Annotated in this window: 10 protein-coding genes and 2 tRNA genes; 4 read left to right on the top strand and 8 right to left on the bottom strand. The window is 63.3% G+C overall.

Annotated features, from left to right (window positions below):
- Window positions 1-17 precede the first annotated feature (17 nt).
- Window positions 18-2,684 (top strand): valine--tRNA ligase, encoded by a 2,667-nt coding sequence (locus tag HK107_RS03670; RefSeq protein ID WP_173196883.1) that lies wholly within the window; start codon window positions 18-20, stop codon window positions 2,682-2,684.
- Here HK107_RS03670 and HK107_RS03665 read toward each other — a convergent pair.
- Window positions 2,681-4,408 (bottom strand): gamma-glutamyltransferase family protein, encoded by a 1,728-nt coding sequence (locus HK107_RS03665; RefSeq protein WP_173196879.1) that lies wholly within the window; start codon window positions 4,406-4,408, stop codon window positions 2,681-2,683. The two genes, HK107_RS03670 and HK107_RS03665, sit on opposite strands and share 4 nt — an antisense overlap.
- Window positions 4,409-4,469: 61 nt before the next feature.
- On the opposite strand from HK107_RS03665, the gene HK107_RS03660 reads away from it, so the two are divergent.
- On the top strand, window positions 4,470-5,441 hold the full coding sequence (locus HK107_RS03660) for a P1 family peptidase (protein WP_198912279.1): 972 nt from the start codon (window positions 4,470-4,472) through the stop codon (window positions 5,439-5,441).
- A gap of 180 nt (window positions 5,442-5,621) precedes the next feature.
- On the opposite strand, the gene HK107_RS03655 is transcribed toward HK107_RS03660, so the two are convergent.
- The 6 genes from HK107_RS03655 to HK107_RS03630 all read right to left on the bottom strand — a co-directional run bounded on the left by HK107_RS03655 (window position 5,622) and on the right by HK107_RS03630 (window position 10,028).
- Window positions 5,622-5,698: transfer RNA gene (locus HK107_RS03655), tRNA-Arg, on the bottom strand.
- A gap of 42 nt (window positions 5,699-5,740) precedes the next feature.
- On the bottom strand, window positions 5,741-6,049 hold the full coding sequence (locus HK107_RS03650; RefSeq protein WP_173196877.1) for an NADH dehydrogenase ubiquinone Fe-S protein 4: 309 nt from the start codon (window positions 6,047-6,049) through the stop codon (window positions 5,741-5,743).
- Window positions 6,050-6,235: 186 nt separating this feature from the next.
- Window positions 6,236-6,312: transfer RNA gene (locus HK107_RS03645), tRNA-Pro, on the bottom strand.
- Window positions 6,313-6,356: 44 nt separating this feature from the next.
- Window positions 6,357-7,400, bottom strand: a complete 1,044-nt coding sequence (gene pyrC, locus HK107_RS03640) for a dihydroorotase (protein WP_173196876.1) — start codon at window positions 7,398-7,400, stop codon at window positions 6,357-6,359.
- 43 nt (window positions 7,401-7,443) lie between these two features.
- A complete protein-coding gene (locus HK107_RS03635) occupies window positions 7,444-9,171 on the bottom strand; it encodes a lytic transglycosylase domain-containing protein (protein WP_173196875.1) in 1,728 nt (575 codons plus the stop codon).
- Between the two features lie 50 nt (window positions 9,172-9,221).
- On the bottom strand, window positions 9,222-10,028 hold the full coding sequence (locus tag HK107_RS03630; protein ID WP_173196873.1) for a uracil-DNA glycosylase: 807 nt from the start codon (window positions 10,026-10,028) through the stop codon (window positions 9,222-9,224).
- A 211-nt stretch (window positions 10,029-10,239) separates the two neighbouring features.
- Between HK107_RS03630 and HK107_RS03625 the strand changes: the two genes are divergently transcribed.
- Window positions 10,240-11,919: an electron transfer flavoprotein-ubiquinone oxidoreductase gene (locus HK107_RS03625; protein WP_173196871.1), complete on the top strand. Its 1,680-nt coding sequence runs from the start codon at window positions 10,240-10,242 to the stop codon at window positions 11,917-11,919.
- A gap of 73 nt (window positions 11,920-11,992) precedes the next feature.
- Here HK107_RS03625 and HK107_RS03620 read toward each other — a convergent pair whose 3' ends face one another.
- Window positions 11,993-12,661: a hypothetical protein gene (locus HK107_RS03620; protein ID WP_173196869.1), complete on the bottom strand. Its 669-nt coding sequence runs from the start codon at window positions 12,659-12,661 to the stop codon at window positions 11,993-11,995.
- Window positions 12,662-12,905: 244 nt separating this feature from the next.
- Here HK107_RS03620 and secE point away from each other — a divergent pair, with 244 nt between their 5' ends.
- Window positions 12,906-13,244 (top strand): preprotein translocase subunit SecE, encoded by a 339-nt coding sequence (gene secE / locus HK107_RS03615; RefSeq protein ID WP_173196868.1) that lies wholly within the window; start codon window positions 12,906-12,908, stop codon window positions 13,242-13,244.
- Window positions 13,245-13,249 lie beyond the last annotated feature (5 nt).

Raw genomic sequence — 13,249 nt, 5'->3', positions numbered from 1 at the left:
GCGTCTAAGCGGGCCTCATGAAAGAGCTGCCCAAGAATTTCGACCACGCAGAAGCTGAACCGCGGATCTATGCCGCGCAGGAAGAGGCTGGCCTCTTCAAGCCGCAAGGGGAGGGCGATCCCTATTCGATCGTGATCCCGCCGCCGAACGTCACCGGCAGCCTCCACGTGGGCCACGCGCTCAACAACACGCTCCAGGACATTCTCTGCCGCTACCAGCGCAGGAAGGGCCGGAAGGTCCTCTGGCAGTATGGCGTCGACCATGCTGGCATCGCTACGCAGATGGTGGTCGAGCGCCAGATGGCCGAGCGCCAGGAACCCCACCGCCGGGACATCGGCCGGGACGCCTTCGTCCAGAAGGTCTGGGACTGGAAGGCCGAGTCAGGCGGCATGATCAAGAACCAGCTGAAGCGGCTGGGCGCCTCCCTCGACTGGTCGCGTGAGCGCTTCACCATGGACGAGGGGCTGTCGGCCGCTGTCCGCAAGGTCTTCGTGCAGCTTTATGGGGAGGGCCTGATCTACCGCGACAAGCGGCTCGTGAACTGGGACCCCAAATTCCAGACCGCCATCTCCGATCTCGAGGTTGAGAACAATGAGGTGAACGGAAAGATGTGGCACTTCGCCTATCCCCTCGTGGATGGCGAGGTGGACGGCATCAAGGAGATCGTCATCGCGACGACCCGGCCCGAGACCATGCTTGGCGATGGCGCGGTAGCGGTGCACCCTGATGATGAGCGTTACACGAACCTCATCGGTAAAAAGGTCCGCCTACCGATCGTTGACCGCGAGATTTCGATCATTGCGGACGAATACCCTGACCCCGAGCTTGGCACAGGTGCGGTGAAGATCACCGGCGCCCACGACTTCAATGATTTCGAGGTCGCGAAGCGCCACGACATCCCGCTGATCGTCCTGATGGATGAAGAAGCGCGGATGATGTCCACTGAGGAGAACAACGTACCCGAACGGTTCCATGAAATGGACCGCTTCGAGGCGCGCAAGCTCGTGGTTCAGGAGATCGAGGCCATGGGCCTCTTGCGCGGTATCGAAGACAAGCTGATCATGCAGCCCTTCGGCGACCGCTCCGGTGTCGTCATTGAACCGATGCTCACGGATCAATGGTACGTCGATGCCAAGACCCTTGCCGTCCCAGCGGTCGAGGCCGTGCGCTCTGGTAAGACAAAGTTCGTCCCTGAGAACTGGTCCAAGACCTATTACAACTGGATGGACAATATCGAGCCGTGGTGCATCTCGCGCCAGCTCTGGTGGGGGCATCGCATCCCCGTCTGGTACGGTCCTGACGGGACGCCTTTCTGCGCCGAGGACGAAGCAAGCGCTCATCGTTTGGCAACGGAGCATTACGGCGGTGAGGCCGTCGAGCTCGCGCAGGACTCGGACGTTCTCGACACGTGGTTTTCGTCAGCCCTCTGGCCGTTCTCGACCCTTGGTTGGCCTGAGGAGACAGACGAGCTGAAGGCGTTCTATCCTACGGCTGTGCTCTCGACGGCGTTCGACATCATCTTCTTCTGGGTGGCCCGGATGATGATGATGGCCATGCACTTCCAGAAAGAGGTGCCCTTCGAGACGGTCTACATCCACGCCATTGTCCGTGACGAGAACGGACAGAAAATGTCCAAATCCAAGGGCAATGTCGTCGACCCACTCGAATATATGGATGAATTCGGCGCCGATCCCCTGCGCTTCACGCTGGCTGCGCAAGCCACGCAAGGCCGCGACCTCTCGTTGTCGAAGCAGCGGGTGGAGGGCTACCGGAACTTCCGGACGAAGCTTTGGAATGCTTCGCGCTTCTTGCAGATGAAGGAAGCTCCGATTACGGATGAGGCGTTTGATCCCGAAGCACTCAAGCTGCCGCTGAACCGCTGGATTGCCCATGAGGCTTCGGCGATGACGGCCAGCGTGGCGAAGGCGCTCGACGGGTTTCGCTTCGACGAAGCTGCATCGGCGATCTACCAGTTTGCATGGGGTACCTTCTGCGACTGGTATCTCGAACTTTCCAAACCTGTCTTCGATGGGGGCAGTGCGGAGGAACAGGCCGAGACGCGACTTGTGATGGGCCAGACGCTCAGGACGATCCTCGTGACGCTCGAGCCCTTCATGCCGTTCGTCACGCGGGAGATCTACGAGGCGATGGCCGAGGGCTCATCGCTCGAAGAACAGTCCTGGCCAACATCGGATTTCTCGGATGAGAAGGCCGCCGCCGAGGTACAGGCTGCGGTGGATCTGATCTCCGAAATCCGCAGTGCAAGGACGGAAGTGAACGTGCCGGTTGGCGCCAAGCTCACGCTTGTCGCTCTTGATGCACCGGAAGAGGCGAAGACCATTCTCGCGAACCAGTCAGGCGCCATCGGCCGCCTTGCCCGGATCGAGACGTTCGAGCATGCGTCGGAGGCACCCAAGGGATCGATCCAGATCGTCAGCAGGGGAACGACCTACGCGCTACCCGTGGCGGATGTCATTGATCTGGGCGCGGAAGTCGCCCGTCTCGACAAGGCCATCGGCAAGACCGAGGGCGAGCTTAAGAAGGCGAATGGCAAGCTCTCGAATGAGCGCTTCGTCCAGAACGCCCCTGCGGAAGTGGTCGCTGAGGAGCGCTCGCGGGTCGAGAAATTCTCCGAAGAGCTCGAACAGCTGAACACGGCAAAGGCGAGGCTGGAGGCTCTTTAGTCCTCCATCCTCGCGGTGCCTTCACGGCGCGGGTCGGAGACGAGATCGACCGACCCGTCCGCACCAAGAGCAAAGCCATAGAGCCCGGAAGCGAGGGAGCGCTGGCGCACCTCGTAGCCGAGGGCTTCGGCTTGCGCAGCCAGCTCCGTCGCTCCTTCTTCAACCGTCACCGTGCCGCGAGGCACGACCACATGGGGTGCGACGGCAGCCTCGGACAGCGGTATTCCTGTGCCCAGATGCTGGATCAGCGGGCGCGCAACATAGCCGATGATGGCGGGGCCGCCCGGGCTTCCGATAGCGATCAGCGGCGTGCCGTCCCGGTCGAACACAAGAGACGGCGTCATCGAGCTCATGGGGCGTTTGCCCGCACCCGGAGCGTTGACCGCGAGGCGGCCTTCGTCATCGTAGGGGACGCGGGAGAAATCGGTGAGCTGATTGTTGAGGACCATGCCTGCTGCCATGATCTGGCTGCCAAATGCGATCTCAACTGTCGTCGTCATGCTGACGATATTTCCTTCGCCGTCACGCACAGAGAAATGAGATGTGGCTGGCACTTCGTAGGACCAGTCGTCGATCCGACCTTCCTTGAGGAGCAGGCCATCAGGGTCGCCGGGTTCGACCGTCTCCGCGGGTACGTCACCAATCAGCTGCGCGCGGTTGCGGAGATAGGCGTCGCTGACCAGTCGCGCGGTCAGGTCCCCGGCGCTCAAACCATCCGTACCCATCGCCGTGGGATCGCCGAGGAAACGGTTCCTGTCGGCATAGGCAAGGCGGCTCGCCTCGATATAGGCGAGGAGGCCCTCGTCCAGAGGCGCATCGCCCGCCGTCAGTTCGTAGAGCTTGAGGATCTGGAGCAACGTCACGCCGCCCGAACTCGGCGGCGGCATCGAACAGACTCTCCGGTCGAAGGTCACGGTACAGACGGCTTCGCGCTTCTCCGGACGGTAGTTGGCAAAGTCCTCGAGTGTCAGGGTTTCAAGCCCGGTGACGCCGTTGACCCGGTCGATGATCGCCTGGGCAATCTCACCGGAATAGAAGGCTGCGGCACCCCCAGCTGCGATCTCCTGCACGCTCTTCGCATAAGGTAGGTTCTGGACGGTTTCGCCATAGGCTTTCACCGCGCCTTCTTCGGTCAGGTAAATGGCCGCCTGCGGATCTTTCCTGAAGCTCGCAAACCGGTCGAGGCTGTCACGTAGGCGCTGAGGCATCGCGAAGCCGTCGCGCGCAAACCCTTCGGCAGGCTCAAAGAGGCGTTGCCATGGAAGAGCGCCATGCTCCCGGTGCGCAAGGTCGAGAACCGCGACCGTCCCCGGAACGCCAACGGCACGACCTGAGGTGACGGCCTCGAAGAAGCTCATCGGCTCGCCTTCGTCCGTGTAGAACACTTCTGGCACAACAGAAGCCGGTGCCATCTCCCGCCCGTCATAGGCCGTGACGTCGCCTGATGAGGCATCATAGTGGAGCATGAACGCACCGCCGCCGAGGCCTGAACTCTGCGGCTCGACCAGGCCAAGGACGGCCTGAATGGCGACCGCCGCATCGACCGCGCTTCCGCCTTCGGCGAGTACCGCGGCGCCTGCGTCGACCGCCAGCGGGTGCGCCGCGGCGACGATCCACGGGGCTTTCTCAGCCGGGGGCGGGGAGGGGTTCCCTTCGGGTGCTTCGTCCACCTTGCCGCAAGCCGCGATGGCCAGGACGGTGAGGATGAGGGCTCTGCAATCCATGCTTGCTCCGGGGCTTGGGACTAGCGGACAACCTTGTGCAACAGATGCCCGGAGGCAAGTGATGAAGCCTGGTCCGAAGAACAGCATTGCTGATGTCGCAGGCATCAAGGTTGGAAATGCCTCTGATCCGCTCGCAAAGACAGGCGTCACGGTGCTCCTGCCTGATGCGCCGTTGCGCGCTGCCGTGGATGTTCGCGGAGGTGGCCCGGGCACGCGGGAGACCGACGCACTGGCGCTCGACACGCTTGTTGACCGAATCGATGCGCTGACCCTCGCGGGGGGCTCTGTCTATGGCCTCGCCGCAGCCGATGAGGTGGCGGCCGTTTTGGGCGCGAGGGGGCAAGGGTTTGGTCTCATCCCAGGCGTGCCGGTTTCGCCGATCGTGCCGGCGGCGATTCTCTATGACCTCGCCAATGGCGGCGAGAAGGGCTGGGGGGAGGAGCCTCCCTACCGGCGGCTGGCGCGGGAAGCGCTGGAGGCTGCATCGGATGACGTCAGCTTGGGCGCCGTTGGCGCTGGGACAGGCGCGACGGCGGGGGACCATCCGGGCGGGTTGGGTACTGCGTCTTTTCTTTCGTCAGAGGGCTATACAGTGGCAGCGCTGGCGGCGGTGAACAGCTTCGGGTCGCCTTATGTGCCGGGTACGGACAGTTTCTGGGCTGCGCCTTTCGAGATCGGCGACGAGTTCGGCGGCCGGGGAATGCCCGAGAGGGCCGGTGCCGCGGGCTTCCCGCCTGATACGAAGGCCGCGGCACTGGCGCGGCAGAATACAAGCCTGATCGTGGTTGCAACAGATGCTGACCTCTCGGCAGCAGACCTCAAACCGCTGGCCGTCATGGCGCAGGACGGCCTAGCGCGGGCGGTCAGGCCTGCCCACGGACCCACGGACGGGGATATCGTCTTCGCAGTTTCCACGTGTACGAAGGAAGTGCCTCAGCCCCTTATGACGCTCACGGAGCTTGGGAGCATCGCCGGGGATGTGGTGGCAAGGGCATGCGCGAGGGGCGCGTTTGCTGCGGAGGAGAAAAGTTGAGCTGCTCTGCTCCGAAGTCCCTCACCCTCGATCCCTCTCCCCCTCGGGAGAGGGAGGCGCAAACGGCGCCGCCATCCCTGAATTCTGACGGTTCCGCGCGAAGGCACCCAAGCGGGTGCCCGGGCGGCCAGCCCGCCCCGCCCGCCCCGCTGGAGGCGCTGCGCGCCGTGAAGCAAGAGATGGCGGCCCCTGCAGGATTCGAACCTGCGACCATCCGCTTAGAAGGCGGGTGCTCTATCCAGCTGAGCTAAGGGGCCTTGCCGAGCGCCTACCATAGAGGCGGGCGGATGCGCGAGGGATCAGTGCGTCCAGGGTGCGCGGCGGTTGGTGGCGAAATTGTCCGAGTAGGCCTTGAGCGTGCGCTTGCCGGAGGAGGGCTCAATCACCTGGTGGGGGATCTGGTGCTCCTTGGCGTAGCCGATGGCCTGGTCTTTCGTCTCGAAGGTCAGGCGGACCTGGCCTGCGCGGGTGTCCTGGCCAGATGTCCAGCCCATGAGCGGGTCGGCGCGTTTCGCGTACTCTTCCTCGAACTCCAGGACCCATTCTTCGGTCTTGGCTTTGCCGGACTGCATGGCGGTGCGGGAGGGTTTGTAGATGCGCGCGAACATGGTGCGGTTAGTGGCGGAGAGCGCGGGGTTTCGCAAGTGGGTTGGAGGTCGCGTCCGCCCCTCTCCCAAAATCAGAGATTTTGACCTCTCCCGAGGGGGAGGTGATTTCCGTTGAACCCGAGTAGCTCTCAGCCGGAAGGCGCCTTGCGCCGTGAGATGAAGTCGAATCCGACCAGCCCGGAGGGCTGGTCGGGGCGGCAGGATTCGAACCTGCGACCCTCTGTTCCCAAAACAGATGCGCTACCAGGCTGCGCTACGCCCCGACGGAAAATGCCCTCTGCCCTAAGACGGAGGGCTCTGCAAGGGCTTAGCTTCGACCTTCGAACCGCCAGGGGATTGTCTCGCCGGCGTGGAAGGGAACGGTCAGGGTCTCGCCTGTGCCTAAGGTCTCAGGCACCTCGGTTTCGCCGCGCACGAGGGTCACGGAGTCCTCGTTGACGGGGAGGCCGTAGAAGGCTGGCCCATTGAGGCTCGCGAAGGCTTCGAAGTGACCGAGCGCGTCCTCTTCCTCGAACACCATGGCGTAGCTTTCGAGGGCGTAAGGCGCGTTGAAAATCCCGGCGCAGCCGCAGGCGCTCTCCTTGGCGGAGCGGACATGGGGGGCGGTGTCGGTGCCGAGGAAGAACTTCGCGCTGCCCGAGGTCGCCGCTTTCCTCAGCGCCAGGCGGTGCTCCTCGCGCTTGGCGATGGGTAGGCAATAGCGGTGAGGGTTGATGCCGCCCTTGAAGATGGCGTTGCGGCTGAAGTGGAGGTGGTGCGGGGTAATCGTTGCTGCGATCCGCTCGCTTCCCGCCTCGACGAAGTCCGCTGCGTCCTTCGTGGTGATGTGCTCGAAGACCACTTTCAGCCCTTCGAAGCGTTTGACCGTCGGGATCATCACCCGGTCGATGAAGACAGCCTCGCGGTCGAAGATGTCGATGTCGTCGCTCGTCACCTCGCCATGGACGAGGAGAGGCATGCCTGCCTTCTCCATGGCTTCGAGCACCGGGTAGATGTTGGCGATGTTCGTGACGCCAGCGTCGGAGTTGGTGGTCGCGCCTGCGGGGTAGAGCTTGGCTGCGGTAAAGATGCCCTCGCGGTGCCCGCTGACAAGCTCTGCAGGGTCGATCGTGTCGGTGAGGTAGGCCGTCATCAGCGGCGTGAAGTCATGCTCAGGGCTGACAGCGGCCATGATCCGGTCGCGGTAGGCGCTGCCCAGCGCCTTGGTCGTCACCGGCGGGACGAGGTTCGGCATGACGATAGCGCGGGCGAACTGGCGCGCGGTCTGATCGACCACAGCCTCCAGCATCGCATCATCGCGCAGGTGGACATGCCAGTCATCGGGGCGGCGGATCGTCAGGCGTTCGGTCATGGCCGGGGTTTGGCCGAGAATCACCCCTCGGGGAAGCGTTAGCTCACTTCACGCTTTCGTAGACCGGGCTTTTGCCTGCTGCGGCCTTGTCGCGGTCGGGGGCTTCTTCGCCGAGGCGGTCGCGGTAGACCCAGATGTTGGTCATCACGACGTCCACGAACTGGCGGGCTTCCTTGTTAGGGACGCTTTCGAGGAGGAGGAGCTGGTCATCGATGCCCGCCTTCGCCTTGTAGCGGCGGAAGTTGCCCGGGCCCCAATTATAGCTGAGCGCCATCTCGAACATGTCGGCGCGGCCGCCATTATACTCCGTGAGCAGCATTTCAATGTACGATTGGCCGAGCTGCATGTTGTAGCCGGGGTCGTAGAGACGCTTGGAGGCTTGCGAGCCGCGCTGCATCAGGCGGCGGTCGCCGGTGATATAACTTGCGGTGCGGGGCATGACCTGCATGAGGCCAGCCGCGCCCACGCGGCTCTTCGCCGTGGTGGAGAACTTCGATTCCTGCCGGATCACTCCGTAGAGGACGGCCTGGTCGATCTTGAAGCCGCCGTTGGGCTTGAGGTCGTCCGGGAGCGGATAAAGCGCGGGCCAGAGGGTCCGGTCGGTCTGCTCGCGGATGCCAAGCGCTTCGGAGACGTGAACCTCCGCAGCCGGAGCATCGAGAAGACCTGCGAGCGCGAGGACCTTGCCATCGTCCGAGGCAGGGAGCTCGCCCTGGGCGTAGCGGATTTCGAGAGCTGCTTCCTGATACTTGCCGACCTCAGAGAGGGCGACGGCGCGGATGAGGCGCGGGCTCTTGTCGAGGAGGAGGTCGAGCTCTCCTTCGTCAAGCGCGATGGGCGACCAGTCGATGCCCGAACCCTGACCGAGCTGGCCGAGGGCGAGCTGGCCGTAGAAGGTGAGGGGATACTGGCTGGCGATCTCGAGATAGAGGAAAGCCTCGTCCGAGCGTCCCGTGGCGAGCGCGGAACGCGCAGCCCAGAAGGCGGCCGCTGCGCGAAGGGAGCTCTGCTGGTGCGGCTCCTCGGCCATGGCGGAGTGGTAGCGGAAGGCCCGCTCCATATCGTTCTGGCGCCAGGCAACGAGGCCGGCGGTCCACTGGGCCATGACGGCCGAACCTTCGGAACGGTTGGCAGCCTGCTCGGCAAGGCGGCGGGCCTGGCCGAGTTTGCCGTGGACGTAAAAGCTCTCGGCGATCCAGCCGCGGATGCGGTCGGTCTGGCGCGAGGTCAGGAGATTGAACTGCCGCGGATTGTTGAGATAGGCGAGCGCCTGCGTCGGCCGGTCCTTGGCGAGAAGGTAGCGCACGCGGCCCTCAATGCGCTTGATCTGACGGCTGCGGCTCGTGCCTGCGCGGTCGTAATCGGCCTCGAGGTCGGGGTGCAGCTCGACCCCTGACGAGGTGCGCCAGCGGCGGGCGACGGGCTTCTGCGGATAGGAATTCTTGGGCCTGCGCTTGAGTGCGAGGCGGTAGACACCGGACGCGTCCGGGTGGTCGGCATAGGAGGAGAGCCAGCGCGCAAGCTCGGAATAGGAGCTGCGGTAGGCCGTCGGGTGCATGTAGCGCTGCTCGAAGACGTAGCCGAGAAGGACCGGGTTCTCGATCTTCTTGATGATCGGATCGGCCTCTTCCAGGCGGCCAGCCTCCTGCAGCATGAAGACCTTGCGGTAGCGGTCCTCGTCCTGCGCGCTCAGCACGTCAGGCTTGGCCGGAGCCGCGAGAGCGGCAGGCATGGCGAGGGTCAGGACACCTGCAATGAGGGCGCGCAACATGACGGAAGCTCTCTCCTTTGGCCGTTACCCCCCGGCCTAGATCGGGGAGTTTAGGACAGGGTTTCGTTAAGCTTTGCTTGAAGGGCGAGAAGGTCCCGCCAAGCCCAGCGTTTCTGCGCTGGCTGGCGGAGGAGGAAGGCGGGGTGGAAGACCGGGAGCGCAGGAATGCTGCGCCCGCCGATCTCGATATCGCGGAAGCTGCCGCGCGCCCGGGTGATGCCCGGCGCGTCGGGGAAGAGGGCCTTGGTGGGCACGTTTCCGGTGAGGAGGATGGCTTTGGGCTGGCTCAGCTCGATGAACCTGCGGACGAAGGGCTGGGCGAAGGCGAGCTCCGCCGTGTTCGGGTTCCGGTTGTCCTCGGGCCGCCAGTAGAAGGCGTTGGTGATCGCGACGGGCCGCTGCTCTTCCGAGGGCGCACGGGAGTGGCCGATGGCTCCGAGCATCCTGTCGAGGAGTTGTCCTGAGCGCCCAACAAACGGCTTGCCGACCCGCGCCTCTTCGGCGCCCGGAGCCTCGCCAAGCACGAGAAGGTCGGCACCGAGGACGCCGTCATGGATCACGGTCTGGCGCTCATCACCGTGGAGGGGACAGCCCTTGAGGGAGGCGAGGTGGGCGATCAGTTCGTCCAGAGTGGCGCAGGCAGCGGCCTGTTCTTCGGCCTTCGCGATGGCTTCGTCCGCGCTTGGCTGACCCGGCGCCGCGGCGCGGGGGCTTGGCTTGGCCTGAGGCTCAGCCTGCGGCGCGCGCGGCGGGGTATCGTCCCAATCCCAAAGCGCACCGGGAGCCTCCCCCTCGATCGTGGTCAGACCTGCATCGCGGTAGAAGGCGAGGGTCGCTCTGGCGGCTTCCGATAGCATGCCGGGAGGATGGGAGAGGCCGCGCGGAACCTCAAGCAAAGGTTACCAAGGGTGACCGGCGCCTCCTGCTCTTAGGGAGAGATTTAGAGTGTAGCGGCAGGAGGGATGAAAGACCTGCAACTTTTCGCGACATCCCCTGAAGCCGTGCCACATGGATTTCTTGCGCCGGTTTGGGCATACGGGCGAAAACACACGATGAGTGGAACAGCACATGTTTGATGACACCCCGGTCGAACGCGAAAGCATGGAATTCGACGTGGTCATCGTTGGCGCGGGGCCTGCCGGCCTTTCCGCTGCGATCCGCCTGAAACAGCTTGAAGAAGAGAAGGGCGGCGAGATCTCCGTCGTCGTCGTCGAGAAGGGCTCCGAAGTCGGCGCTCACATTCTCTCCGGCGCGGTCCTCGACCCCAAAGCCCTCGATGAGCTGCTGCCTGACTGGCGCGATGATTCCGAGTGCCCGATCGACACCCCGGTGACCTCGGAGAGCTTCCTCTATCTCGGGCCGTCAGGCTCGCTCCCGCTGCCGAATTTCGGCCTGCCGGAGATGCTCAAGAACCACGGCTGCTACGCCACGTCGATGGCTATGGTCTGCCGCTGGCTCGGCGAGAAGGCCGAGGCGATGGGCGTCGAGGTCTATCCGATGATGGCTGCCAGCCGCACCGTTCGCCGCGAGGACAACTCCGTGGCTGGCGTGATTGTCGGCGAGGTTGGTATCGGCAAGGATGGCGACAAGAAGGACAGCTACGAGCCCGGCATGGAGCTGCGCGGGAAGTATGTTCTGTTTGCTGAGGGTGTGCGCGGATCCTGCTCCAAGCAGCTGATCGAAGAGTTCGGCCTCTCCGATGGAAAAGAGCCGCAAAAGTACGGCATCGGCATCAAGGAGCTGTGGAAGGTCACGGACGAGAACTTCCGCAAGGGCCATGTTCAGCACACGTTCGGCTGGCCGCTGAAGAACAATACGGGCGGCGGCTCGTGGATGTACCATTTCGGCGACAACTACGTCTCCGTCGGCATGGTGGTGCACCTCAACTACAAGAACCCCTATCTTTCTCCGTACCAGGAGTTCCAGCGCTTCAAGACCCACCCTGAGATTGCCCCGATCTTCGAAGGCGGCGAGCGCGTGGCCTATGGCGCGCGGGCGATCAACGAGGGCGGCATCCAGGCCATCCCGCGCCTGACCTTTCCGGGCGGTGCACTGATCGGTTGCTCCGCAGGGTTCGTGAACGTGCCCCGCATCAAGGGCAACCACAACGCCATGAAGACCGGCATGCTGGCTGCGGAAGCTGCGTTCGACGCGGTGGCCAATGGCCGCGAGGGCGATGAGCTGACCGCCTACCAGACTGCGTTCGAAGGCTCCTGGGTTCAAAAAGAGCTGCACCTGGTACGCAATGCCAAGCCGCTCTGGTCCAAGTACGGAACAATCCTTGGCGCGATCGGACTCACGGGTTTCGATCTCTGGACGAACGTCATCACCAACGGCTTTTCCGTGTTCGGAACGCTGGGCCATGGCAAGTCTGACGCTGAGTCCACTGAGCCTGCGTCGAAGCACAAGCCAATCGACTATCCGAAGCCGGACGGTGTTCTCACCTTCGACCGCCTGACCAATGTCAGCTACAGCTTCACCAACCACGAAGAAGATCAGCCTGCGCACCTTCGCTTGAAGGATGACCAGGTTCCGTACACGACGGAACTGCCGGTCTATGCTGGTCCTTCGCAGCGCTACTGCCCTGCAGGCGTCTACGAATATGTCGAGGATGGCGGCGAGCAGAAGTTCCAGATCAACGCCCAGAACTGCGTCCACTGCAAGACCTGCGATATCAAGGATCCAGCCCAGAACATCGTCTGGCACACGCCAGAAGGCGGCGGTGGCCCGAACTACCCGAACATGTAAGGCTAAAGCCTTGCGACATGAAAAAGGGCCCGGATCACTCCGGGCCCTTTCGTTTTGCTCAGTGAGCTGACGCTTACGCGGCGTTCTGGCGGCGGCGCATCCAGAGACCGGCTGCTACCGGTGCAAAGAGAAGCGCAGCGCCCGGGACCGGCACGGCCGTCGGGTTGGTCGCAAAGTTGCCGATCACGAACTCGCCCGAGACCTCTTCGACACCAAGCGCGGCTGCGATAGTCGCGAGGTTCGCATCGGTGAAGGTGAAGTCGAGGTTCAGGTCATCGAGAGCATCGAACGCATCCTCGGGATCGCCGACAAGCTCATCGGGGAAGTCGAACTCAAAGACCGACAGGCCGTCGACGGTTCCGATGAGGTTGGTGCCGGAGACGTCCGCGAAGATCTCGTTGGCATCATAGTCGATGGTGAAGTTGGTCAGGTTCACGGTCGAATCGCCAAGCGTAATCGCGATGCCGTCGCCGCCACCGTTTCCGCCGTGGGTCAGGGTGCCAGAGACGTCCTCACCACTCAGCTCAATCTCGTCACCATCGATCATGATCGTGTAGACCGGTTGGCTGGCCACCTCGGAGAACTCGTTCGTCTCACCGAGGGGGTCGGTCCTGGTGCCAAGGTCTTCATTGGCCGTGATGCGGATCGTTGTCTGTCCGTTGAGCACTGTCGCCGCGTTGGCTGCCGAAAGGCCAGCCGATGCGAGCGTCAGGGCCGCGGTTGTCAGGAGCAGTTTCTTCATAAGGTCCTCCAATTTTTTGCTGCATTTTAGGAATGACCAGAAATGAGACACTTGCGGCTGGGGATCATTCGTTTGAATTTTAAGGAACTACGCGCTCGTGATGGTTCCCTGTCCGGACAGGGTCTCCCCTTGACTATCGCTGGCGAAAGCGTAGCTGAGGGGTCCTCCCGACAACGCCTTTCCTTCCAATCCCCACCGGGGAGACGAGGGCGGCTGTCACGAAACACACTGAAGAGTTCGCCCGATGCCGAAGTCGAAAAATCGCCGTAAGGTCAAGAACAACCGGGTCGCAGGAACCGGCGCTCAGGCCAGCCTGACCACCGAACCGGTCGAAGGCGCGGAAAGCACCCGCGACGCCAAGCCTGAAGCGGCTGCCGTGAAGAAGAAGGGCGTTGGCCCTGTCGAGTTCTTCCAGCAGGTCCGCTCCGAGGCGATGAAGATCACCTGGACCAGCCGCGGCGAGACGATGGTCTCGACCATCATGGTGCTGATCATGGTCGCGATCATGAGCCTCTTCTTCTTCGCCGTTGACCAGCTTCTGCGCTTTGTCGTGCCGCAGATCCTGGCCCTCAGCCTCGTTTAAGGATC

This window comes from Parvularcula mediterranea, assembly GCF_013085255.1.
In the GTDB taxonomy this organism is placed as follows: domain Bacteria; phylum Pseudomonadota; class Alphaproteobacteria; order Caulobacterales; family Parvularculaceae; genus Parvularcula; species Parvularcula mediterranea.
The sequence above is the reverse complement of the archived record's forward strand: the minus strand, read 5'-3'. Positions and strand labels throughout refer to the sequence as shown.

What these genes read in the sequence shown, in the direction of transcription:
- HK107_RS03625 (WP_173196871.1), top strand. Translation starts at nt 10,240, where the DNA reads ATGTTTGATGACACCCCGGTCGAACGCGAAAGCATGGAATTCGACGTG.
- HK107_RS03620 (WP_173196869.1), bottom strand. Translation starts at nt 12,661, where the DNA reads ATGAAGAAACTGCTCCTGACAACCGCGGCCCTGACGCTCGCATCGGCT.
- HK107_RS03630 (WP_173196873.1), bottom strand. Translation starts at nt 10,028, where the DNA reads ATGCTATCGGAAGCCGCCAGAGCGACCCTCGCCTTCTACCGCGATGCA.
- pyrC (WP_173196876.1), bottom strand. Translation starts at nt 7,400, where the DNA reads ATGACCGAACGCCTGACGATCCGCCGCCCCGATGACTGGCATGTCCAC.
- HK107_RS03635 (WP_173196875.1), bottom strand. Translation starts at nt 9,171, where the DNA reads ATGTTGCGCGCCCTCATTGCAGGTGTCCTGACCCTCGCCATGCCTGCC.
- HK107_RS03665 (WP_173196879.1), bottom strand. Translation starts at nt 4,408, where the DNA reads ATGGATTGCAGAGCCCTCATCCTCACCGTCCTGGCCATCGCGGCTTGC.
- secE (WP_173196868.1), top strand. Translation starts at nt 12,906, where the DNA reads ATGCCGAAGTCGAAAAATCGCCGTAAGGTCAAGAACAACCGGGTCGCA.
- HK107_RS03670 (WP_173196883.1), top strand. Translation starts at nt 18, where the DNA reads ATGAAAGAGCTGCCCAAGAATTTCGACCACGCAGAAGCTGAACCGCGG.
- HK107_RS03650 (WP_173196877.1), bottom strand. Translation starts at nt 6,049, where the DNA reads ATGTTCGCGCGCATCTACAAACCCTCCCGCACCGCCATGCAGTCCGGC.
- HK107_RS03660 (WP_198912279.1), top strand. Translation starts at nt 4,470, where the DNA reads ATGAAGCCTGGTCCGAAGAACAGCATTGCTGATGTCGCAGGCATCAAG.